Raw genomic sequence first — 21,823 nt, forward strand, 5'->3', positions numbered from 1 at the left:
TTCCACCCTGTTGAATCGGGCGCGGCTTGCCTATATTGGGCCGCCATGCCTTCCACCTGGTTTCTCGACGCGCCACCTGCGGGCCAGCTGCTGGACGCCGGCGCCGTCGCGCACCTGCTCGATGCAGGCAATGAGCAGGCGCCCGCGCTCCACATGCTCGACTTCATCAACCACGTGGTGCCGGTCGAATACATCTCGCTCGTGGAGTACATCGACGGCGTTCCATCGCAGGTCGAAGGGCATTCGGCCGGCCGGCGCGACAACATCACGGCCGAGTGCTTCTCCCTCTACAAGAAGCGGTTCCGGCAGGCGGACGACATGACCCGCCTGGCCGCGCGCATGGGCGGGGAGGCATTGGCCCATGCACCCGTCACCGCCTTGCTGTACGACGCGGCGGACATTCCCGACCCCGCATGGCGCGAGCAGATCTTCGTCGGCCGCCAATTGACGGGTCGGCTGAGCTTTCTCTATTCGCCCGTGCCGCGGACGGTCTTTGCCATCAACCTGTATCGCAACCGGCAGAACGGCAGGTTCGCGCAAGCGGATGTCGCGCAACTGCTCGGACTGGCGCCCCTGCTGAAGCGCGCACATCGCAATGCGCTGTTCGCGCAGCTCGCATCGCCCGATACGCCGCTGCGCGTGGCGAGCATCGAGCGCACGCTGCAGCGCACGGCGCCGCAGCTGTCGCCGCGCGAGCGCGAGGTCTGTGCGCGCATCGCCTGCGGGATCGGCGCCGACGGCATCGCCGCGGACCTGGGCATTGCCGCGTCGAGCGTCGCCACGCTGCGCAAGCGCGCCTACCTGAAGCTCGCGATCCACGGGCGGCAACAGCTCCTGCGCTTCATCCATTAGGGTCTGTTCACACTATGCAAGGGTTCGCCCCGAGGGTTTTGTACCCTTCTGCGAGGACAGACGAGCGCCGCGCGAATTCCTACATTGCCTGGACTCTTGGAGACAGGCATGTGGCTTCGAAACTGCTGGTACGTCATTGCGTGGGATCACGAAATTTCCGCGAACGCGCTGTTCACGCGCACGGTGCTCGGCGAGCCCATCCTGGTCTATAGAACCGAAGGCGGCGAACTCGTTGCGATGCAGGACCGCTGCTGCCACCGGCATGCACCGCTGTCGCGCGGACGCAGGGAAGGCGACTGCGTGCGCTGCGGCTACCACGGCCTCAAGTTCGCGGCCGACGGCGTCTGCGTGGAAGCACCCGGTCTGGCCAGCATTCCCGCGAAGGCGCGTGTGCGGACCTATCCGGTGGCCACGCACAACAAGTGGATCTTCGTGTGGATGGGTGATCCGTCGCGCGCGGACCGCGCCTTGCTGCCGGACAACTTCTCGTGCGACCACCCCGACTGGCGCTACACGCCGGGCTATGTCCACTACGACACGCCCTACCTGCTGGTCTGCGACAACCTGCTGGACTTCTCGCACCTGAGCTATGTGCACGAAGGCACGCTGGGCGGATCGACGGCCATCGCCCAGGCCGTGCCCAGGATCGAGAAGGTGCCGCGCGGCATCCGCGTGACGCGGCACGTTCCCGACGTGCCCCCGTCTCCGTTCTGGAAGTCGTTCCAGAGCTTCGACCGCAACGTCGACCGCTACTTCATCTACGACTTCCTGCTGCCCGGCACCTTGCTGATGAAGTCGGGCGGCGCGCCGGTGGGGCAGGCCGAGGGCGACTTGCGCGGCGGCGTGCAGCTGCACAGCTGCCAGGCGCTCACGCCCGAGACGGCCACGACCACGCACTACTTCTTCCAGCAATCGCACCGAAGCAGCATCGCGGACCCCACGGTCACCGAGACCATCTACCAGGGCCTGGTCACCGCGTTCGAGGAAGACCGCGCAATGATCACTGCGCAGTACCTGAACATCGATCCCGAGGTGCGGATGCTGCCGCTCGCGATGGACGCCGCGCTGGTCCAGTACCGGCGGCTGCTGCAGCAAGAGGTCGAGCGCGAGCAGCGCGCCTTGCAGGCCGCTTGACGCTGCGGACCACATCCAGAACAACGCCAGGAGACCCCGATGCGCCGCCACTTCCTCACCCTCGGCTTTGCCATGCTCGCCGCGCTGCCGCTCGCGGGGCTCGCGCAAGGCAACTTCCCGGGCAAGCCGATCCGCGTCGTCGTCACGGCCCAGGCCGGCGGTGCCAACGACTTCGTCGCGCGCCTGATCGGCGAGCATGCCGCGAAGGCGCTGGGCCAGCCCTTCGTGGTCGACAACCGCGCCGGCGCCAACGGCGCGGTGGGCCTGGGCGAAGTGGCACGCGCTGCGCCCGACGGCTACACGATCGCGGTCACGCTCGGCGATTCGCTCATCAACAACGTCGCGCTCTACAAGACGCTGCCCTACGACCCCGCAGCGCGACTTCGTCTTCCTGACGCAGGTCGTGCGCAGCCCGGCCCTCCTGTCGGCCAACCTCGAGCTCGGCGTGAAGGACATGGAAGGCTTCCGCAAGCTCGCGGCCCGGCCGGGCCAGCAGCTCAGCTATGGCACCTGGGGACCGGGCGGGCTCGGCCATCTGGCGGGCGAGGCGCTCAACCGCAGGCTCGATGCGCACATGGTGCACGTGCCGCAGCGCGGCGAGGCGCCCGTCATGGCCGACCTGCTGAGCCACACCGTGAGCGTCGGGCTCACGTCGGCGGGCCTCGCGCGCCAGCATGTGCAGGCGGGCAAGGTCGTTCCGCTCGCGATCATGGGGCGCGAACGCTCGGCGGTGCTGCCGCAGGTGCCCACGATGCGCGAACTGGGCTTCGACGATCCGCTGTTCGAGGCGGCGGTATGGATCGCGTTCGTCGCGCCCGCCAGGACGCCGCCCGCGGTGGTCGAGCGGCTGACGGTGGCGCTGCGCAATGCCGCCTCCATGCCCGAGATCCAGGCGCGGATGGCGGAGCGCGGTCTGGAAATGCTCAACACCACGCCCGAGCAGTTCAATGCGAACTACCGGCGCGACTTCGACGTGATCACCCGGCGCATGCGGGAGTTCGGCATCGAGGCGCAGTAGCCACCGCAGCGGCACCGAAGTGCGCCGTGCCCGCCGCGCGGCGCCGGCGCATGTCTGGCTCCTTTGCGAAGTCTTGAACGTCCTGGTTGGACCTCTGCGCTGAAAAGCGCGCCCGAAGAGGTGAATTCCTTTATAGTCAACCAATCAGTTCACTATTTTCGACCTTCCACTGGAACAAGACAATGAACACTGCTGCTCCCGCGCGTCCGGCCGACGCGCTCGACTCGAACTGGTCCCTCGTGGCCGCCGGCGCGCTGATGACCTGCGTGGCGATCGGCGTGCTGTTTTCGCTGGCCGTTTTCCTGGAACCCATGAGCGCGGCCACCGGCTGGTCGCGCGCGGGTGTTTCCAGCGCCATGACGCTGGCCTTCCTGAGCATGGGCGTGGCCGGTTTCGGCTGGGGCGCCTTGAGCGACCGCTACGGCCCGCGCGTGGTGGTGCTGGCCGGCACGGTGCTGCTCGGACTGTCGACCGTGCTGGCCAGCCGCGCATCGACCTTGCTCGAATTCCAGCTCTTCTACGGCGTGCTGATGGGCCTCGCGGCCGGCAGCTTCTTCGCGCCGGTGATTGCCACTGCCGCGTCCTGGTTCGACCGGCACCGCAGCCTGGCCGTCTCGCTGGTCTCGGCGGGCATGGGCGTGGCGCCCATGACCATCTCGCCACTGGCCGCGTGGCTGGTCACGCACCACGACTGGCGCACGGCCCAGCTGATCATCGGCATCGGCGCATGGATCGTGCTGCTGCCGGCGGTCTGGCTCATTCGCGCGGCCCCGGGCGCCGCCCATGCGGCTCCTGCGGCTGGAGGCGCTGCGCCGGCGCCGGAAATGAAGGTCGGGCAGGCGCTGCGCTCGCGCGCCTTCCTGGTGCTCGGGATCACCTTCTTCGCCTGCTGCGCGGCCCACTCGGGGCCGATCTTCCACACGGTCAGCTATGCCATCGGCTGCGGCCTGCCGACCTTCGCGGCCGTCACCATCTACAGCATGGAAGGGGCGGCGGGCCTCGGCGGGCGGCTGCTCTTCGGCGTGCTGGCGGACCGGCTGGGCGCCAAGCGGGTGCTGGTGGCCGGCCTGCTGATTCAGGCCTTTGCCGCCGCGAGCTACCTGCTGGTGAAGCAGCTCGGCGGCTTCTATGCCGTGGCCATCGTCTTCGGCCTTGCCTATGGCGGCGTGATGCCGCTCTATGCGGTGCTGGCGCGGGACTACTTCGGCCCCCGCATCCTGGGCACGGTGCTGGGCGCGGCGTCGATGCTGTCGAGCCTGGGCATGGCGCTCGGCCCGGTGCTCGGCGGCTGGCTGTTCGACCGCTACGGCAGCTACACCTGGATGTACATCGGCTCGATGGCCGTGGGGCTTGGCGCCGTGGCCATCGCGCTCACGTTCCCGCGGACCGGTGCCGCCGGCAAGCAGCCGCAGCTTCAGCCGGCCGGCTGATTTCTCAGGCGCCGATCAGCGGCACCGGCACCGCCGTCCGCCAAGGAGCGGGCATCAGCAGTGCTTGCCGGTTTGTATCCTTCAGGCTACAATTTGCCCATGTTCACGGTCATTGAAACCGATGAGTTCTGCGCCTGGCTCGAGGGGCTGAAGGACGGCATGACGCGCATCCGTCTGGCCCGTCGGCTCGATAAAGCGCGCCGCGGGAATCTCGGCGACGTAGAGCCTGTCGGTGACGGTGTTTCCGAGATGCGCGAGTTCTTTGGCCCCGGCTGGCGCATGTATTTCATTGAGCAAAATGGGGCCATCATCGTCATGCTGGGTGGCGGAGACAAGTCAACCCAGCAGCGCGACATTGAACGAGCCAAGAAGTTGGCTCTGGAGTTGCGAAATGAGCAAGATCAAGACCCGTCCATTTGATATCGCCAACTACCTTGCCAGCGAGGAAGACATGGTGGAGTACCTGCGGCAGGTCATGGATGACAACGACCCTGCCGAATTTGCCGGGGCGCTGGGTGCCATTGCGCGCGCACGAGGCATGGCCCAGCTCGCCAAGGACACGGGTCTCTCCCGCGAGAGCCTGTACAAGAGCCTCTCGGGAGAAAGGGCACCCAGCAGCGATACCCTGTTCAAGGTCATCAATGCGCTGGGCTTCAAGCTGAAGATAGAGCCGGCGCATTCCTGACAGCGGCTGATTCAGTTTGCGTTGGCCCGTGCCGTGGCCATCGCGCTCACGTTCCGCGGACCTGGCTGCATGACTCCTTTTGCAGGCCTGGATCGTCCTGGTTCCATCCACAGCACACAACGGAGCCAGATCATGAGCATCATCAAGGACAAGAACATCGTCGTCACCGGCGGAAGCCGCGGCCTGGGCCTGGGGCTGGTCGAAGCGCTGGTCGCGCAGGGCGCCAGGGTGACGGTGGTCGCGCGCGACGCCGGTGCGCTCGAAGCCGTGCGCGCCCGGCTGGGCGTGGCCACCGTCTCCGCGGATGTGACGGACGAGGCCGCGGCCCACCGCATCCTGGCCGAGGTCCGCCCCGAGATCCTGGCGCTGAACGCCGGCGCGCCGCCGCGCATGGGCCGGCTCGACCAGCTGAGCTGGGCCGATTTCAGCGCGCCATGGGAGACCGACGTCAAGGCCGGGCTCTACTGGCTGCAGGCGGCGCTCAGGCTGCCGCTCGCGCCCGGCAGCCGCGTGCTCGTGGGATCGAGCGGCGCGGCGCGCAACGGCTCGCCGCTCTCGGGCGGCTATGCCGGCGCCAAGCGCATGCTCTGGTTCATGGCCAGGTATGCCAACGGCATTTCGGAACAGCAGAAGCTCGGCATTCGCTTCCAGGCGATCGTGCCGATGCAGATGATCGGCGGCACCGGCGTGGGCGATGCAGGTGCCGCCGCCTATGCGCGCGCCATGGGCGTTGCGCCCGGCGAGTTCCTCGCGCGCTTCGGTACGCCGATGCCGCCGCGCGCCTTCGGCGACAAGGTGGTTTCGATGCTGGAGGACCCGGCCTGGGCCAAGGGCTTCGCCTTCGGCTTCGGCGGCGACTCGGGCATCACGATGCTCGAGGAGGCGGCCGCGTGAGTGCAGCACAGGCGCCTTCGCCGGACCTCGGCGGCAACCAGGCGCAGCTGGCGGCGCTTGCCGAGGCGCTGCGGCCCGAACTGCACCGCTACTGCGCGCGGCTGATGGGCTCGGTCATCGAGGGCGAGGACGTCGTGCAGGACACCTTCGAACGCGCCTTCGTGGCCGTGCATGGCATGGACGAGGCCACGCCGCTTCGGCCCTGGCTGTTCCGCATCGCCCACAACCGCGCGCTCGATCTGCTGCGCGGCCGCACGATCCGCATGGCCGAGCCGATAGCCGCTGCCGACGACCTGGCCGACACCGCCAACCCCGACCCGATGGAGATGCTGATGCGCCAGGAAGCTGTCAAGACCGCGGTGTCGCGCTTCGCGGAACTCCCGATCCACCAGCGCAGCGTGGTGGTCCTGAAGGACGTGCTCGGCGAATCGCTGGCGGAGATCGCCGCGGTGCTCGACCTCTCGGTCGACGCCGTGAAGGGCCATCTTGCGCGCGGGCGAGCGCGACTGCGGGAGATCAACGCACAGCCGCCCGGCCCGCCCGCAGCACCGCCACCGCCGTCCGCCGCGCTCGCGCGCTATGTCGCGCTCTTCAACCAGCGCGACTGGGACGGCCTGCGCGCGCTGCTGGCCGACGACGTGAGGCTGGTCCAGTCGGCGCATTCGGTGTGCGCCGGCCGCACCGACGTCGGCATGTTCTTTACGCTCTACGCGAAGATCGATGGCGTGTGGCTTGCCCCGGCATGGCTCGAGGGCCGCGAGGTGATCGCGGTGTTCGACCAGCGCGGCGATCCGGAACCCGGCTACATCATGTGGCTCGAGTGGCGGGGCGGCCGCATCAGCCTGATCCGCGACTACCGCCACATCCGCTACGTCACGGCCGATGCGCGGCTGCAGCTGATCGTTTCCGCCTGAGTCTTCGAAGCCAGCGGCCGCCGGCATCGAAGCCGCGGCAGGCCGCCACCGCGATCGCCGCCGTGGCCGCGAGCATGGCCGCGGTGTGGACGCCGACCGCCGCGAGCGCCAGCAGCAGCGAGTCCGACGAGCTGAACGCCGTCGCTGCGCCATCGCCGATGCACAGCGGGATCAGTGCCGGCACCAGCATCAGGCCGGCGCCGTGCGCGGTGGACACCATGAAGGACCAGAGCGCCATTCCCGCATGCCCCGCCGGTGCGCGTGCCGCACTGGGCGTGCGGCCCCACAGGTGAAGCCCCGCGAAGAGCACCACCAGCACACCCGCCAGCATCTGCAGCAACGCGCGGTCCAGCGACAGGCCGAAGGCCACCGCACCGGCCACCAGCGCCACCGAGGCGGCATGGCCGATCGCGATCGGCAGCAGCGCCCGCAAGGCCTGCCTGCGGTCGCGCGAACGCAGGCCCCAGGCGGCGGCCCACATCCAGCCGCTGGCAGGGTTCAGCCCGTGCAGGGCGCCGACGCCCGCAACCGCGAGCCACGGCCAGAGGCTTGCCATGGTGTGCCTGCCGGTTCAGCGCGTTGACCGGTCAGTCGGACGCGTGGCAGCACGAACCCGCCGCGGCCGCCGGCTTCGCGGCCGGCGCCGGTTCGTAGCGGTCATGGTGGCGCACCCAGTCCATCGCATAGATGGGGTTCGGCTCGTCGCGACCCTTGGGCGTGAGGTCGAGCAGGCTGTAGGTGCCCATCATGGCCTCCACGCCGCGCTCGTAGGTCGAATAGGTGTGGAACACCTCGCCCGCGTCGTTTCTGTAGAACACGCTGATGCCGGGGGCCTCCTGCGCCGGGAACGGCCGCACACTGTAGTTGTAGTAGACCTCGCCTTGGCCCTCGGCCCACTGCTGTGGCGTGAAGCTCACGTTGAAGTCGTAGTTGAAGTCGCTGCCGTGCGCCGAGACCCACCTGAACTGCCAGCCCATGCGCCGGCGGAAGCGCTCGATCTGTTCCAGCGGCGCGCGCGAGACGACCAGGAGCGTGACGTCGCGGTTTTCCAGGTGCACCTTCATCCCGCCGAGGTGGTCGGACATGTAGGAGCAGCTCGGGCAGCCCTGTTCCCAGTCGGGGCCGAGCATGAAGTGCTGCACCAGCAGCTGGCGGCGGCCTTCGAACAGGTCGGCCAGCGCGCGCGGGCCCTCAGGTGTGTCGAAGACGTAGTTCTTCTCGACGCGGGTCCACGGCAGCGCGCGGCGGTCGCGGGCGACCTGGTCGCGCAGGTGCGTGAGTTCCTTTTCGCGCGCCAGCAGCGCCTTGCGCCGGGCCAGCCACCGGTCCTTCGAGACGACGGGGTGGTTCGTCACGGTGTTCTTTTCGGCAATGGCGGTGTTCATGCGTTTCTCCTTGGGCTCGGTGAGCCGATGTGGGTTTCGTCCATGCGCGGCGCCACCCGCCTGGTGGCCGGCGCGCTCGTCTTCGGCAGGCAAGCCGAAAGGGGGTTGTCGCGGTGGGCCGCTCAGGCCCGGGCGGCTTTCGGGCGCCGCACGGCGCGGACCTTGCCGCTGCCGCCGCCACCGCAGTAGAAGAGGTCGGCGCCGTCGGACTCGAGCCCGCTCACGTTGGCGCCGCGCGGCATCTCCAGCCGCTCGAGCACGGCGCCGCTGTCGGGGTCGACGCGGCGCAGCTCGCTCTCGTCGCCTTCCCAGGTGGCGTGCCACAGCTCGCCGTCGACCCAGGTCACGCCGGTGACGAAGCGGTTGGACTCGATGGTGCGCAGCACCGCGCCGCTCACCGGGTCGATCTGGAGGATCTTGCGGTCGCGGTACTGCCCGATCCAGAGGCTGCCCTCGGCCCAGGTCAGGCCCGAGTCGCCGCCGTGGCCGGGCGTGGGAATCGACGCCAGCACCTTGCCGCTGGCCGGATCGATCTTGTCGATGCGTGCCTCGGCAATTTGATAGAGGTAGGTGCCGTCGAAGGCGGTGCCGGCATCGCAGGCGCAATCGAGGGTGCGCGTGGTCTCGCCGCTCGCGGGGTCGAAGGCCACCAGCTGCGCGCCGGTGGCCGCCCAGACGCGCTCGCCGTCGTGGGTCACGCCGGCCACGCTGGTGGCGCCGGCGAAGGGCCCGTACTCGCGCACGATCTCGGCCGTGCGCGGTGCGGCCTCAGGCTTGTCTTTCTTGCTCGCTGCAGTGCTGCTGTTCATCGCGGGCTCCTGGTGTGGCGGGCTCCGGAATCGGCGCCTTGGAGACAACTCTATTCAATCGGCAGCGCGGCGGGGAGTAACAAGATCGTCGTGAATCCCGCCAGCGGCGGCGCCAGCCAGCGCTGCGCCCGCGCCCGGCCGATGGCGCGCACCCGCCCCTCGGCCTCGAGTTCGGCCAGCGCGCGCTGCACCGTGCGCTGGCTCGCGTCCAGCGCCAGCGCCAGCGCCGAGGTCGACCACGCTGCCCCGTCGGACAGCAGCGCCACCAGCGAAGCCTGCTCGCCGTCGATGGGTGGCGCGAGCACGACCACCTCGCGGGCATCGCGCGGCCTGAGCGCAAAGCCGCGCGCCGTGGCCTCGATGCCGGCCTCGGCCGCGACCAGCGCGCGCAGGCGGCCGATCTCGACCCGCAGGCGCGCGCGCAGCGTCTCGTCGGGATGTCGGGTGTTGAACGCGTAGGCGATCAGCGCCTCGCGTTCGATGTCGCCGGGCCAGGCCTCGGCGAGCGCCCGCGCCAGCGCGAACAGCACCGGCCGGCGCGCCAACGGCCGCCATGCGCCGCCGGCGCCCACGCCGCGGCGGCAGGCGTCGACCACCAGCGCGTCCGAGGCCCGCAGCGCCGCGACCTCGTCGAGCCGCAGCGCCTCTTCGCCGCCGGCAAAGAGACGCCGTGCCGCGGGACGGTCGAGCGCAGCCCGCGCCTCCGCCACCTCGGCCGAGAGCGCCGGCACGCGGGCGCGATCAGCCGCCGCCTGCGCGCGGGCCAGCGCTGCGCGTGCCGGGCCGACGTGCAAAGAGCGCAGCGCCAGTTCCATGGCGGTCAGCTCGGCGACCGCCGCGAGCGCCGGCGGCAGGTCGCGCGCATCGAGCGGCGCCAGCGCGGCCCGGGCTGCCTCGAGCCGGCCGAGCAGCAGCAGCTGCCGCGCCGCGATCAGCCGCGCCTGCAGCGCGTTGGCATGGTCGGCGTGCGCTTCGAGCGTGGCCGCCGCCGCGGCCAGCGCGCGCGGCGATCCACCGAGCTCGCGCATGGCCATGGCCACCTCGGCCTCGGCCACCACGCAGCGCGCGCGCGCGAGTTCCTCATGGGCCCCGAAGCCGCGCGCGGCGCGTCGCAGCAGTTCGCGGGCGCGCGGATGCTCGCCCAGCTGCGCCATCGCGATGCCGCGCAGGGCCAGCGCCGGCGGGTCGTCACGCAGCGCGACCCGCTTGAGCGCGCCGAGCGCATCGCCGGCGGCCAGGGCGCGGGCGGAGGCGGCAATCAGGGAATCCATGGCGCGAGGCTACAGCGGTCGTGCGTACTGGGGCATGTAGTTCCGCACCAGCATTGCCACGAGCTCAGCCTGCAACACGTCTTTCGAACGCTTGAGGGGATCGCGGTTCGGATATTTCGCCAAAGCCAGCTTGACGTCCACGAAATCCAAGGGATGCATCGTGTTCATGAGTGCCATCTCACCGGTCGTGGAGACCACCATCTGGCTGAATCGCGGGGAATTCAGGATCCGCTCGCCCGTGGAGGCCTGCACCGCCCAGATGTCGTCTTCGTCATCGCTCATGCGCAGTGGATGCGGGTCACCATCCTTGGCGACACGGCGAATGACATCGACCTCGAATCCGGTCGCGTTGCGCACGGTCTCCTTTTGATCCTCGAGGCGCTCGAAAGACTTGTCGGCCTTGCGAAGAAGACCGAGCAGCGACACCTCCGATTCCTTCATGCGGGAAAAAAAGGCCAGATGCTTGCGCGTATCAAACAGAAGGTCGATGTCGCGAGTCGCCATGGCCTGAGGCACGAATCTCACGCCACACGCACTTTCATAGGCGTACAGGGCGTGTGTGCCGACCACGGTGAAATGCTCGGATATCCCCGCTTTGTCCAGGACGTTCAGTACGTCGACGACGACGGGGGGGACACGGCCGACGCGCAGCGCGCGATTCAGACGACGCTGCTCTTCGAATGTCCTTTCGATGGACGCCAGTCGATCGGCAAGAGCGGCCTTGCGCTGGGTGAAGGTCTGAAAAATCTTGGTGGTCGCGTCGCTTTCGGGCCCCAATGATTTGTGGGCGCCCTTGACAGAAGTACGGATCAGATACCGATGACCCGAGATCTCGCGCCAGATCATCCCGCCTCGGAACTGCGCGGCCTCATGCCTCAAGCGTCGAATTTCTGCAAAGACGCTCTCCGCGTCGATGTACTGCCGCTTCTGGCTTTCACTGTTTTCGAGGATGTCCGACATTTCATCATTTTCCTGAAGTTTTCATTTTTATGGTGAAAAACGCGAAGGCAGGCCCTTTGTTTCCTTTCACTGCAAACAGATGATTTCGGAAAATGTGATGAAAATATATATAAATCAATAGCTTATATAAGTATTTCAAAACAGGAACATGGTGGGCAGGGCGCCCTCAGGCTGGCTAACTCCCGTCCGCGGACGTGCTTCATGAAGCCTGGCTTCACAAGGTATGCAGTATTCGCCACTATTTCTTTTGGATTCTTCTTCTTACAGTCGCCGCCAGCGCCCCTCGGGCGCGACCCCACCCACGAAGAACGGATCCCACCATGAGCTCGCTCAACGTCAACGGCCGCGACCACACGGTCGACGCCGACCCCGGCACCCCCATCCTCTGGGCCCTGCGCGACACGCTGGGCATGACCGGCACCAAGTTCGGCTGCGGTGCGGCGCTGTGCGGCGCCTGCACGGTGCACCTGGACGGCCAGGCCATCCGCTCTTGCATCACGCCCATCTCGGCCGCCGAGGGCAAGAAGATCGTCACCATCGAAGCCGCGACCGACGGCAGCGACCCGGTCGGCGCCGCCGTGCACGCCGCATGGGTCAGGCACGACGTGGCGCAGTGCGGCTACTGCCAGAGCGGCCAGATCATGAGCGCCACGGCGTTCCTCAAGTCGCAGCCCCAGGGCAAGCAGCCCGCGGCGGCCGAGATCGATGCCGCCATGGCCGGCAACATCTGCCGCTGCGGCACCTACGCCCGCATCCGCGCCGCGGTGGCCGATGCCGCCAAATCCCTGGCCTGAAGGAGCGTCTGCCATGCTGCCCACCCCTATCGATCCCGCCGAACTGCCGCGCATCCTGCAGCGCCTGATGGCCGCCAGCCAACCACAACCCGAGGACACCGCCGCGCTGCCGCGCCGCAGCTTCCTGAAGCTGGCCGGCGTCGGCGGCCTCGCGCTCGGCGCCTTTCCCCACATGGCCATGGCGCAGGCCACTGGCAAGGGCGCCGCGGCCAGCACCCTCAAGCCGACGCAGCAGCCCTCGGCCTTCGTGCAGATCGCCCCCAACGGCGAAGTCACCGTGACCCAGAACCGCCTCGAATTCGGCCAGGGGGTGCAGACCGGCCTGCCGATGATCCTGGCCGAGGAGCTCGATGCCGACTGGAGCCTGGTGCGCAGCAAGAGCGGCACCAACGACCCCGCCTACCACGACCCGGTCTTCGGCATGCACCTGACCGGCGGCTCCAACTCGATCAAGAACAGCTACACGCAGTACCGCGAGCTGGGCGCGCGCGCCCGCGCCATGCTGCTGTCGGCCGCCGCGGCGCGTTGGAACGTCGACGTGTCCACGCTGCGCACGCAGGCCGGTACCGTGCTGGGCCCGAACGGCCGCAAGCTGGGCTATGGCGAGCTGGCCGAAGCTGCCATGGCGCTGCCGGTGCCCGAGAAAGTCACGCTGAAGGACCCCAAGGACTTCAGGATCATCGGCCGCCCGACCACGCGCCTGGACGCGCGCGCCAAGAGCAGCGGCCGGCAGGACTTCGGCATCGACGTCAGGCACGCCGGCCAGCTCACGGCCGTGGTGGCGCATCCGCCGGTGTTCGGCGCGCGCCTCGCTTCGGTGGACGACAGCGCCGCGCGCGCCGTCAAGGGCGTGAAGGCCGTGCTGCGCGTGCCGCTGGACCGCGGCGCCGAAGGCCTGGCCGTGGTGGCCGACGGCTACTGGCCCGCCAAGCTGGGCCGCGACGCGCTCAAGCTGCAGTGGGACACGGCCGCCGTCGAGAAGGTCGACAGCGACCGGCAGCTGGTCCAGTACCGCGAACTGGCCAGGCAGCCCGGCGCGCGCAAGTTCGACGCCGACATGGCGCCGTTGGCCAAGGCGCCGCGGCAGCTGGAAGCCGAGTTCGTGTTCCCCTACCTCGCCCATGCGCCGATGGAGCCGCTGAACTGCACCGTCCAGCTGTCGGGCGACCGCGCCGAACTGTGGGTCGGCACGCAGAGCGCCGGGCTCGACGGCGCCGCGGCGGCGCGCACGCTCGGCCTCAAGCCCGAGCAGGTGCGCGTGAACGTGCAGATGGCCGGCGGCGGCTTCGGCCGGCGCTTCGTGGGCTCGAGCGACGTGGTGGTCGAGGCGTGCGAGATCGCCAAGGCCGCGCGCGCCGCCGGGCTCAATGCGCCGGTGCGCCTGCTGTGGAGCCGCGAGGACGACATCAAGGGCGGCTACTACCGCCCCATGCACCTGCACCGCGCGCGCATCGGCTTCGACGAGCGCGGCAAGGTGCTGGCCTGGGACCACGTCATCGTGGGCCAGTCGATCACCGCCGGCACGGTGTTCGGCGACTCGATGGTGAAGAACGGCATCGACGCCACGGCCGTCGAGGGCATGCGCGATCCGTATCCGCTGCCCATGCGCCTGACCGTGCACCACCCCAAGGCCAACGTGCCGGTGCTGTGGTGGCGCAGCGTGGGTTCCACCCACACCGCCTTCGTGATGGAGACGCTGCTCGACGAGATCGCACGCAGCACGAAGCAGGATCCGGTGGCCTACCGCATGCAGCTCTTCGGCGACAAGCATCCGCGCCACCGCGCCGCGCTGCAGCTCGCCGTCGACCGGAGCGGCTACGGCAAGAAGCAGCTGCCCGCCGGCCGCGCCTGGGGCGTGGCGGTACACGAATCCTTCGAGTCCGTGGTGGCCTACGTGGTGGAAGCTTCGGTGAAGGACGGCCAGCCGGTGCTGCACCGCGCCACCGCCGGCGTGCACTGCAACCTGGCCGTCAATCCGCGCAGCGTGGAAGCCCAGGTGCAGGGTGCCGCGGTCATGGGCCTGTCGATGTGCCTGCCGGGCGGCGCCATCACGCTGAAGGACGGCGAAGTGCAGCAGAGCAACTTCGGCGACTTCACCGTCGCGCGCATCACCGACATGCCCGAGTTTGCCGTGCATATCGTGCCGAGCGCGGAGCCGCCCAAGGGCATCGGCGAGCCGGGCCTGCCGCCGCTGGCGCCGGCCTTCGCGAACGCCATCGCGCAGCTGACCGGCAAGCCGCTGCGCCAGCTGCCGTTCAACCTGGCGGACAGCAAACCGGCATGACCCGCAACGATCGCAAGCAGCGCCTCGCAGCCTCTCTCGCGTTGGCCTTGGCGCTTGGCGCAGGCGCGGCCTGGCCGGACCGCGCGGCGGCCAGCCAGGCACTGGCGCAGAAGTACGCCTGCATCGCGTGCCACCAGCCCGCGGCCAAGGTGGTTGGGCCGTCGTGGAAGGAGATCGGCGCACGCTACGGCGACGGAAAGACCAGCGCGGCGCAGCTGGCGGCGAGCATCAGGGCCGGCAGCTCGGGCAAGTGGGGCGCCATGCCCATGCCGCCGCAAGGCCGGGTCCCCGATGCCGACCTGCAGTCGCTCGCGCAGTGGCTGATCGACGGCGCGCCCTGACCGGCATTGCCTGAGCCGCGGCCGCGCCAGGCGGCGCAGGACCGCTCCCTAGAATGCCGCATGGAAACCCGGCAGATGCGTTGTATCGTGGCCATCGCCGAGGCCGGCAGCCTCACGCGCGCGGCGGAGAACCTCGGCCTCGCGCAGCCCGCGCTGACGCAGATGCTGAACCGGCTGGAAAGCGAGCTCGGCACCCGGCTCTTCACGCGCACGCGCCGCGGGGCCACGCTCACCGAGGCCGGGCTCGCCGTCGTCGATGACCTGCGGGCGAGCCTGGCCTACGGCGACGCGGCCACCGAGCGCATCCGCGCCATGGGCGCCGGACGCGCGGGCCGGCTCACCATCGGCTTTGTCACGCACGCCGTCTACCAGGTGCTGCCGCGTGCGCTGCAACGCCTGCGCGCGGCGTATCCGCAGCTCGACATCTCCTTGCGCGAGATGAGCAATGCCGAGCAGGTCGAGGCGCTCGAAGGCGGGCGCATCGACATCGCGCTGCTGCATCCCCCCGTGGCCGTCAACGCGCGCGTGCACGAGAAGCGGCTCGGCGAGGAACGGCTGGTGGCAGCCATTCCCGTCGCCCATGAGCCCGGGGCCGACGGCTGCGTGTCGCTGGCGGAGATCGCCGCGCACGGGCTGGTGTGGTTTCCGAGCCTGCAGATGTCGGCGCTGCGCACGCAGGTTCTGGCGGCGTTTCGCGCCGCCGGACACGAGTTGCGGATCGTGCAGGATGCCAACCGCACGCTCACGGTGCTGTCGTGCGTGGCGGCGGGCCTGGGGTGGTCGCTGCTGCCGAGCTCGGTGCGCGACGGCGCCGCGCTGCCGCCTTTCGAGCTCTCCGCGATGTGGCTGGCGAAATCGCGCCCCGCATTCGCCGATGCCTTCGCCGCCATGCTCGATGCGTCGCCGTGCCGCTAAGGCTGTCGAAGCGCCGCTTCCTCGGCCAGCCGCGTGACGATTGCCTGTTCAACCAGCCTGCGCGAAGCGAGCTGCAAGCGGCCGCACTTAGCGCAGCGATAGAGCCGCCGCGAAGGGAACAGACGCATCCAGAGGCGCCGCTGCAGGCGCTTCAGGTGGCCGAAGCCGCACGGGCAACTTGAAAACAGGTTTTCCAAGACAAGCTCCAAAGGGATCCGCAGTACCGAACTCGTCTGTCGCTAGAACTTCTCGGCTCCGGCAGCTTCGTTGCGTCACGTAATTGTTTGTCGAAATTTCGCCTGATTGTGTTGATATTGGTAACTGTTAACACTCCCACAAAGTGGGGAGTGGCCCGGGGTTCAGTCGAGTGCGATCTTGTTGGTCTTCGCGACCTGGGTCCATTTGGTGATCTCGGCGCGGCGGAAGGCGTCCAGCTCGGCCGGGGTGGATCCGATGACCTCGGCGCCCATGGCTTCGAGGCGCGTGCGCACATCGGGCTCGCGCAGCACGGCGGCCAATTCCCTGGACAGCCTGTCGACCACGGGCGCAGGCGTTCCGGCCGGAACGAACACGCCGTTCCATTCGTAGACCTCGTAGCCGGCCAGCCCCGCCTCGGCCACCGTCGGCACCTGCGGCAGCACCGGCGAGCGCGCCTTGCCGGTCACCGCCAGCGCGCGCAGCTTGCCGCCCTGGATGTACGGCAGGCTGGAGGCCAGGCTGCCGAAGAACACCGGCACCTGGCCCGCCATCACGTCGGTGAGCGCGGGGCCGCCGCCCTTGTAGGCCACGTGGGTCATGCGCACGCCGGCCATCGCACCGAAGAGTTCCGCGGCCAGGTGCTGCGCCGAGCCATTGCCCGAGGAGGCGTAGTTGATCTGCTCGGGCCTGGCCTTCGCCTGCGCGACGAGGTCCTTCACGCCCGCGATGGGCGCGGCAGGATGGACCACCAGCACATTGGGCACCCGCACCAGCAGCGAGACCGGCGCGAGGTCGCGCAGCGTGTCGAACGGCATCTTGCTGCGCAGCGCCGGGTTCTGCGAATGGTTGGAGGCGTCGAGCATGACCGTGTAGCCGTCGGCCGGGCTCTTGGCGACCAGGTCGCCGCCGATCGCGCCGCCCGCGCCGGCGCGGTTGTCGATCACCACCGGCTGCCCGAGCCGGGCCGAGAGCTTCGGCGCGATCACCCGCGCCACCGCGTCGACCGTGCCGCCCGGCGGATAGGTCACGACCATCTTCACGGGCTTGGAGGGCCATGCCTGTGCCGCGGCGCCCAGGGCCGAAAGGCACAGCGCGGTGCCGATGCAGGCGGCGGGAAGCCACGCGCGCAGCTTGAGGGTTGTTGCATTCATGATGTTGTCGTCTCCTTGGAAAAACCGAAAAGCGCGGCCGGCGTGTCGACCAGGATGCAGCGCCGTGCGTCGGCGTCCGGGATCCAGTGGTTCAGCGCGGTGCGCGTCTGTGCGTAGCCCGTGTGTTCGCGGTGCTGGGTGTGGGGCCAGTCGCTGCCCCACAGCAGGCGCTGCGGTCCGCAGGCGTCGAGCAGCGACGCCGCGGCGCGCCGCGCCTCGGCCCCGAGCGGATCGCGCCAGGTGCGGTAGGCGGCCGACAGCTTGATCCAGGTGCGGCCACCAGCGGCGGCGCGCACGAGCCAGCCGAAGCCGCTGTCGGCCGCGGTGTTCTCGCCCGGACGTCCAAAGTGGTCGACGACCAGCTTGCAGCCGGCATCGAGCACGGGCTGGCCCGCCGCGGCCAGGTCCTGCGATGGCCGGTGCAGCTCGACATGCCAGTCCAGCGCCCGCACATGCTGCAGCAGGGTTTGCCACACGGGCCGGGAAAGGTCCGGCATCGGCAGCCCCACGAGGTTGAGCCGCAGGCCGCGGACACCGGCATCCGCGAGCACCCGCAGTTCATCGAACGGCGTTGCGGCGTCGACCACCACCACGCCGCGCAAGCGCTCCGGGTGGGCGCGCAGCACGCCGAGCAGGTAGCTGTTGTCGGTGCCGAGGAAGCTGGGCTGCACCAGCACGCCGTGCGACACATCGTGCGCGTCGAGGAGGCCGAGGTACTCGCCGGGCGTGGCGTCGTAGTCCGGGGCATGCCGGCGCTCGGGAGCGAGCGGCAGGCTGCCGAGGAAGACGTGCGCATGGCTGTCGACCGCGCGCAGGTCTGGCGGACCGTCGCGGGACGTCGATCGCTGCGGCAGAGGATGGGAAGAAAACAGATCGCGCCTCCTCGATGAAGTGAGGCGGAAGTATCGGCAGGGAAGCGCTGCTGCGGAATCCGCGCGCGCGTTCGTTATTCATAAGCGCCGCTTATGCCGCGGCCGGCCCGTTCAGGGCGTGCTGCCAGTCCGCGGCACGCCGAGCTTGCGCAGCGTCCGATGGAAGTTGCTGCGGTCGATGCCGGCTTCGCGCGCTGCATTGGCCACGTGCCCGCGGTGCCGCGCCAGCGCATCGGCGAGCCAGGCGCGCTGGAACGCCTCGGTGGCTTCGCGCAGCGTGCCGCCGGCGGCGCCGGCAAGGCCCGTGCCCGTGCCTGCGGACCCCGGGGCGGGTGATGTCGATGGCGTTGCGGAGCCCCCGGCCGCCGTCGCATCCAGCGCCAGGTGATGCGGCTCGATCGCGGTCCAGCGCGCGCCGCGGCGCTGCTCCCTGAAGGCGCGCAGCGACGCGCGGCTGATCACATGCTCGAGTTCGCGCACGTTGCCGGGCCAGCCGTGCGCGAGCAGCGCGGCCTTGGCGGCCGGCGACAGCCGCAGGTTGCGCGCGCCCAGGCGATGCTGGTTCTCCTCAAGGAAGCCGCCTGCGAGCGCCACCACGTCGCGCCCGCGCTCGCGCAGCGGCGGCACGACCAGCGGATAGACCGAAAGCCGGTGGTAGAGGTCGGCACGGAAGCGGCCCTGCGCGATCGCTGCGGGCAGGTCGCGGTTGGTGGCCGCGATCACGCGCACGTCGACCTTCAGCGTGCGATCGCTGCCGGGCCGCTGCAGCTCGCCGCTCTGCAGCACGCGCAGCAGCTTGGCCTGCACCGTCAGCGGCAGCTCGCCCACCTCGTCGAGAAAGAGCGTGCCGCCATCGGCGATCTCGAACTTGCCGCTGCGGTCCTGCAGCGCGCCGGTGAAGGCGCCGCGCTTGTGGCCGAAGAGCTCGCTGTCGGCCAGCGTCTCGGGCAGCGCCGCGCAGTTCACCTGCACCAGCGGCTGGTCGCTGCGGCGCGAGCGCGCATGCAGGCGCTGCGCCACCAGGTCCTTGCCCACCCCGGTCTCGCCGAGCACCAGCACCGTGAGGTCGGACACCGCGACCGTGTCGATCTCGCTGCACAGCTGCTTCATCGCGGGGCTGCTGCCGAGCAGCTCGCGCGTGGCGCCGCCGCCCGAGCGCAGGGCCTGCGCGACGGCCTGCTCGCGCATCGCGCGCGCTTCCATTTCCTGGATCGTGTGGGCCGCCTCGATGCCGGTTTCGACCAGCGCCACCAGCGCGTCGAGCTGCGCCGGCCCCACGGCCTCGAAGGTGCCGGCCTCGAGCGCGTCCAGCGTCAACAGGCCCCAGACGGCGCCGCGCAGCCGCAGCGGCGCGCCCATGCAGTCGTGCACGGGCAGGATGCCCGGCTGGCCGGCGACGAGGCCGTCGTACGGATCGGGCAGGCCGCAGTCCTGCGCGAAGCGCAGGCCCCGCGCGCTCTCGAGCAGGCGGGCAAAGCGCGGGTGCGAGGCCACCGGAAACTGCCGCCCCAGGGTTTCGTCGCTCAGGCCGTCCACGGCCAGCGGCCGCAGCACGTCGCCGTCGAGCCGCAGCAGTGCGGCGGCATCGCATCGGACGAGGCCGCGCGCGGCGGCAAGGAGCGACCGGTAGCGCGGGCCCTCGGTGGCCGCGGCCGCCCCGCTTGTGGTCGAATTGACACTTGTGGTGGTCATAAATGCAACATGAATTCTGTTGCGAATTTGACCACGTATCGCAATTCCCCAATGGCGGCGGGCACTTGCGAGAGGCCGCCGGCTGGCATGGATCGTGAGAGGGAAGAGCATCCCAACTGCCGACCCCGAAAGCCACAGATGACCCCGCAAACCATCGCCATCGTCAAAGCCACCGTTCCCACGCTCCAGGCGCACGGGGAGGCCATCACCAGCCACTTCTACCGGATCATGTTCGAGAGCCATCCGGAGGTGAAGGCCTTCTTCAACGAGGCGCACCAGGCCGCGGGCAGCCAGGCGCGCGCACTCGCGGGCGCGGTGCTGGCCTATGCCACGCACATCGACCGGCTCGACGAGATCGCCGGGGCGCTGCCGCGCATCATCCAGAAGCACGCCGCGCTGGGCGTGCTGCCCGAGCACTACCCGATCGTCGGCGGCTGCCTGCTGCAGGCCATCAAGGACGTGCTCGGCGAGGCCGCGACCGACGAGATCATCGCGGCCTGGGGCGAGGCCTACCAATCGCTCGCGGCGCTGCTGATCGCCGCCGAGGAAGAGGTCTACCGCGCCAACGCCGCGCAGACCGGCGGCTGGCGCGGCGAGCGCGAGTTCCGCGTGGCGCGGCGCGAGCAGGAGAGCGAGGTCATCACCTCCTTCTACCTGGAGCCGACCGACGGCGGCCCGCTGCTCGCTTTCTCGCCGGGCCAGTACCTCACGCTGGTGCTGAACATCGACGGCGAGCCGCTGCGGCGCAACTACTCGCTGTCCGATGCGCCGGGCAAGCCCTTCTACCGCATCAGCGTCAAGCAGGAAGAGGGCGGCCGCGCATCGAACTGGCTGCACGAGAAGGCCGGCGTCGGCACCCTGCTGCGTGTGCAGGCGCCTTGCGGCGACTTCGTGCTGCAGCCCGCGGGCGAGCGCGTGCGGCCGCTGGTGCTGGTGACGGGCGGCGTGGGCATCACGCCGGCCATGAGCATGCTCGAGTCGGTGGCGCACACCGGCCGGCCGGTGCACTTCATCCACGCCGCGCGGCATGGCGGCGCCCATGCGTTCCGCGCGCGCGTCGATGCGCTGGCAGCCCGGCATGCCAACGTGAAGCCGCTCTATGTCTACGACGCGCCGCGCGAATCCGACCGGCCGCATGCGACCGGCTTCGTCACGCGCGAGCTGCTCGCGCAGCAGCTGCCGGCCGACCGCGACGTCGATCTCTACTTCCTCGGCCCGAAGCCTTTCATGAAGGCGGTGTATGCGAGCGGCCTTGCGCTGGGCGTGCCCAAGCAGCAGCTGCGCTACGAGTTCTTCGGGCCGCTGGAGGCACTGGAAGCATGAGGCGGGTTACCCCGCTTTGTCGACGCTTCGGCTTCGCGGGTATAGGATAAAAGTGCACTCACGAGGAGATCGCAAATGCCCGAACTGAACGCGCCCGAAAGCAGCAGCACCCGCGCCGTCGAACGCGCGCTGGACGAAAGCAAGCAGGTGAAGAAAACAGTGGAGGAAGCCGCGGACGAGCTCGCTGTCGTTCATGTGGTGCTGGACAAGGGCGTCTCCGAGGACGCGCGCACCGACGACCTCGGCCGCGCGATCGAGCAGACCGACCAGATCGAGAAGAAGCTGTCGAAGTCGGTCGATCTGCTGGAGCGGGTCGCCGAAGCGCTGGAGGCCGAAAGCCACAGGAAGGCCTCGTGAGAAGAAAGAAGAAGCCCCCGTGCCTTGCGCCGCGTGCTGCCTGGGCACCGTCTCCAAGTCGAGCAGCCTGCCTACAAGGATGAAGAAACGCCGGCCGTACAAAGAATCGATTGGTGGTTGCGTCCCGTTGCCCAAGCGCCTCCAGACGCCGAAAGCGCATGCATGCCGCTCACTGCAATCCTTGTCGAGGACAGCCGGACGATCCGGGACAACCTGATTCCCGCATTGGAGGAGCTGGCCGGCGTTCGCGTGGTGGCCACCGCCGAGACGGCGCAAGCGGCCATCGATGCGCTCGCGCTGCACGTTGCCTGGCAACTGGCCATCGTCGATCTCTTCCTGAAGGAGGGCTCGGGACTGACGGTCGTCCGCGCCTGCCAGGGCCGCTCCAGGGACAAGCACCTGATCGTCCTGACGAACTACCCGAGCCCCGAGATGCGCCGCCGTTGCCTGGCGCTCGGCGCCGATGCGGTCTTCGACAAGTCCACCGAACTCGACGCCTTTTTCGAGCACTGCCTGGGTTATCAAGGCAGGTGAGCTTCCAGGC

Annotated in this window: 24 protein-coding genes and 1 pseudogene; 16 read left to right on the top strand and 9 right to left on the bottom strand. The window is 69.4% G+C overall.

Annotated features, from left to right (window positions below; all coding sequences use genetic code 11):
- The first annotated feature begins 45 nt into the window (after positions 1-45).
- The 9 genes and pseudogenes from ACAM54_RS31995 (at position 46) to ACAM54_RS32035 (ending at position 6,927) form a co-directional block, all read left to right on the top strand.
- A complete protein-coding gene (locus tag ACAM54_RS31995; protein WP_145746749.1) occupies positions 46-852 on the top strand; it encodes a LuxR C-terminal-related transcriptional regulator in 807 nt (268 codons plus the stop codon).
- 108 nt (positions 853-960) lie between these two features.
- On the top strand, positions 961-1,986 hold the full coding sequence (locus tag ACAM54_RS32000; RefSeq protein ID WP_369651028.1) for a Rieske 2Fe-2S domain-containing protein: 1,026 nt from the start codon (positions 961-963) through the stop codon (positions 1,984-1,986).
- A gap of 72 nt (positions 1,987-2,058) precedes the next feature.
- A pseudogene (locus ACAM54_RS32005) lies at positions 2,059-2,262 on the top strand (tripartite tricarboxylate transporter substrate-binding protein); the annotation flags it as partial.
- A gap of 127 nt (positions 2,263-2,389) precedes the next feature.
- Positions 2,390-3,004 carry a tripartite tricarboxylate transporter substrate binding protein gene (locus ACAM54_RS32010; protein WP_369651027.1) on the top strand — a complete coding sequence of 205 codons (615 nt, stop codon included), beginning with the start codon at positions 2,390-2,392 and terminating at the stop codon, positions 3,002-3,004.
- A gap of 182 nt (positions 3,005-3,186) precedes the next feature.
- Complete coding sequence (locus tag ACAM54_RS32015; RefSeq protein WP_369651026.1) at positions 3,187-4,434, top strand: MFS transporter; 1,248 nt, start codon at positions 3,187-3,189, stop codon at positions 4,432-4,434.
- Positions 4,435-4,533: 99 nt separating this feature from the next.
- Positions 4,534-4,854 carry a type II toxin-antitoxin system RelE/ParE family toxin gene (locus ACAM54_RS32020; protein ID WP_209501758.1) on the top strand — a complete coding sequence of 107 codons (321 nt, stop codon included), beginning with the start codon at positions 4,534-4,536 and terminating at the stop codon, positions 4,852-4,854.
- Entirely contained in the window at positions 4,826-5,119 is a 294-nt protein-coding gene (locus tag ACAM54_RS32025) for an addiction module antidote protein (RefSeq protein ID WP_015866336.1), read from the top strand. The genes ACAM54_RS32020 and ACAM54_RS32025 overlap by 29 nt, the downstream gene beginning before the upstream one ends.
- Positions 5,120-5,251: 132 nt before the next feature.
- A complete protein-coding gene (locus ACAM54_RS32030) occupies positions 5,252-6,013 on the top strand; it encodes an SDR family NAD(P)-dependent oxidoreductase (protein ID WP_369651025.1) in 762 nt (253 codons plus the stop codon).
- Complete coding sequence (locus ACAM54_RS32035) at positions 6,010-6,927, top strand: sigma-70 family RNA polymerase sigma factor (RefSeq protein ID WP_369651024.1); 918 nt, start codon at positions 6,010-6,012, stop codon at positions 6,925-6,927. The genes ACAM54_RS32030 and ACAM54_RS32035 overlap by 4 nt, the downstream gene beginning before the upstream one ends.
- Here the strand turns inward: ACAM54_RS32035 and ACAM54_RS32040 are convergent.
- From ACAM54_RS32040 to ACAM54_RS32060, 5 genes are all read right to left on the bottom strand, one after another.
- Positions 6,887-7,483, bottom strand: a complete 597-nt coding sequence (locus ACAM54_RS32040) for a hypothetical protein (protein WP_369651023.1) — start codon at positions 7,481-7,483, stop codon at positions 6,887-6,889. The genes ACAM54_RS32035 and ACAM54_RS32040 overlap by 41 nt on opposite strands.
- A 31-nt stretch (positions 7,484-7,514) precedes the next feature.
- The gene (locus tag ACAM54_RS32045) at positions 7,515-8,312 is read right to left on the bottom strand and encodes a DUF899 domain-containing protein (protein ID WP_369651022.1); all 798 of its coding nucleotides are present in this window, start codon (positions 8,310-8,312) and stop codon (positions 7,515-7,517) included.
- Positions 8,313-8,434: 122 nt separating this feature from the next.
- Positions 8,435-9,121: a hypothetical protein gene (locus tag ACAM54_RS32050; protein ID WP_369651843.1), complete on the bottom strand. Its 687-nt coding sequence runs from the start codon at positions 9,119-9,121 to the stop codon at positions 8,435-8,437.
- Between the two features lie 50 nt (positions 9,122-9,171).
- Complete coding sequence (locus ACAM54_RS32055; protein WP_369651842.1) at positions 9,172-10,392, bottom strand: helix-turn-helix domain-containing protein; 1,221 nt, start codon at positions 10,390-10,392, stop codon at positions 9,172-9,174.
- Between the two features lie 9 nt (positions 10,393-10,401).
- Positions 10,402-11,352: a GSU2403 family nucleotidyltransferase fold protein gene (locus ACAM54_RS32060; protein ID WP_192324389.1), complete on the bottom strand. Its 951-nt coding sequence runs from the start codon at positions 11,350-11,352 to the stop codon at positions 10,402-10,404.
- Positions 11,353-11,672: 320 nt separating this feature from the next.
- Between ACAM54_RS32060 and ACAM54_RS32065 the strand changes: the two genes are divergently transcribed.
- Genes ACAM54_RS32065 through ACAM54_RS32080 form a run of 4 tightly spaced genes read left to right on the top strand, consistent with a single transcriptional unit; the run spans position 11,673 to position 15,686 of the window.
- Entirely contained in the window at positions 11,673-12,146 is a 474-nt protein-coding gene (locus ACAM54_RS32065) for a (2Fe-2S)-binding protein (RefSeq protein WP_369651841.1), read from the top strand.
- Positions 12,147-12,159: 13 nt separating this feature from the next.
- Positions 12,160-14,430, top strand: a complete 2,271-nt coding sequence (locus ACAM54_RS32070) for a molybdopterin cofactor-binding domain-containing protein (protein WP_369651840.1) — start codon at positions 12,160-12,162, stop codon at positions 14,428-14,430.
- Positions 14,427-14,771, top strand: coding sequence for a c-type cytochrome (locus tag ACAM54_RS32075; protein WP_225612960.1), 345 nt, complete (start codon positions 14,427-14,429; stop codon positions 14,769-14,771). The genes ACAM54_RS32070 and ACAM54_RS32075 overlap by 4 nt, the downstream gene beginning before the upstream one ends.
- A 60-nt stretch (positions 14,772-14,831) precedes the next feature.
- Positions 14,832-15,686 (top strand): LysR family transcriptional regulator, encoded by an 855-nt coding sequence (locus ACAM54_RS32080; protein WP_369651839.1) that lies wholly within the window; start codon positions 14,832-14,834, stop codon positions 15,684-15,686.
- Here the strand turns inward: ACAM54_RS32080 and ACAM54_RS32085 are convergent.
- From ACAM54_RS32085 to norR, 4 genes are all read right to left on the bottom strand, one after another.
- A complete protein-coding gene (locus ACAM54_RS32085) occupies positions 15,683-15,883 on the bottom strand; it encodes a hypothetical protein (protein ID WP_369651838.1) in 201 nt (66 codons plus the stop codon). The genes ACAM54_RS32080 and ACAM54_RS32085 overlap by 4 nt on opposite strands.
- Positions 15,884-16,045: 162 nt before the next feature.
- The gene (locus tag ACAM54_RS32090) at positions 16,046-17,035 is read right to left on the bottom strand and encodes a tripartite tricarboxylate transporter substrate binding protein (RefSeq protein WP_369651837.1); all 990 of its coding nucleotides are present in this window, start codon (positions 17,033-17,035) and stop codon (positions 16,046-16,048) included.
- Positions 17,032-17,889 (bottom strand): amidohydrolase, encoded by an 858-nt coding sequence (locus ACAM54_RS32095; protein ID WP_369651916.1) that lies wholly within the window; start codon positions 17,887-17,889, stop codon positions 17,032-17,034. Before ACAM54_RS32095 ends, ACAM54_RS32090 begins: the two co-directional genes overlap by 4 nt.
- Before the next feature lie 129 nt (positions 17,890-18,018).
- A complete protein-coding gene (gene norR, locus ACAM54_RS32100; RefSeq protein ID WP_369651836.1) occupies positions 18,019-19,599 on the bottom strand; it encodes a nitric oxide reductase transcriptional regulator NorR in 1,581 nt (526 codons plus the stop codon).
- 138 nt (positions 19,600-19,737) lie between these two features.
- On the opposite strand from norR, the gene hmpA reads away from it, so the two are divergent.
- The 3 genes from hmpA (at position 19,738) to ACAM54_RS32115 (ending at position 21,813) form a co-directional block, all read left to right on the top strand.
- Positions 19,738-20,922, top strand: coding sequence for an NO-inducible flavohemoprotein (gene hmpA / locus ACAM54_RS32105; protein ID WP_192324374.1), 1,185 nt, complete (start codon positions 19,738-19,740; stop codon positions 20,920-20,922).
- A 75-nt stretch (positions 20,923-20,997) separates the two neighbouring features.
- Positions 20,998-21,279: a hypothetical protein gene (locus tag ACAM54_RS32110; protein ID WP_145746768.1), complete on the top strand. Its 282-nt coding sequence runs from the start codon at positions 20,998-21,000 to the stop codon at positions 21,277-21,279.
- A 162-nt stretch (positions 21,280-21,441) separates the two neighbouring features.
- On the top strand, positions 21,442-21,813 hold the full coding sequence (locus ACAM54_RS32115) for a response regulator (protein ID WP_192324431.1): 372 nt from the start codon (positions 21,442-21,444) through the stop codon (positions 21,811-21,813).
- The last annotated feature ends 10 nt before the right edge of the window (positions 21,814-21,823 follow it).

The organism is Variovorax sp. V93, from assembly GCF_041154485.1.
GTDB classification, from domain to species: domain Bacteria; phylum Pseudomonadota; class Gammaproteobacteria; order Burkholderiales; family Burkholderiaceae_C; genus Variovorax; species Variovorax beijingensis_A.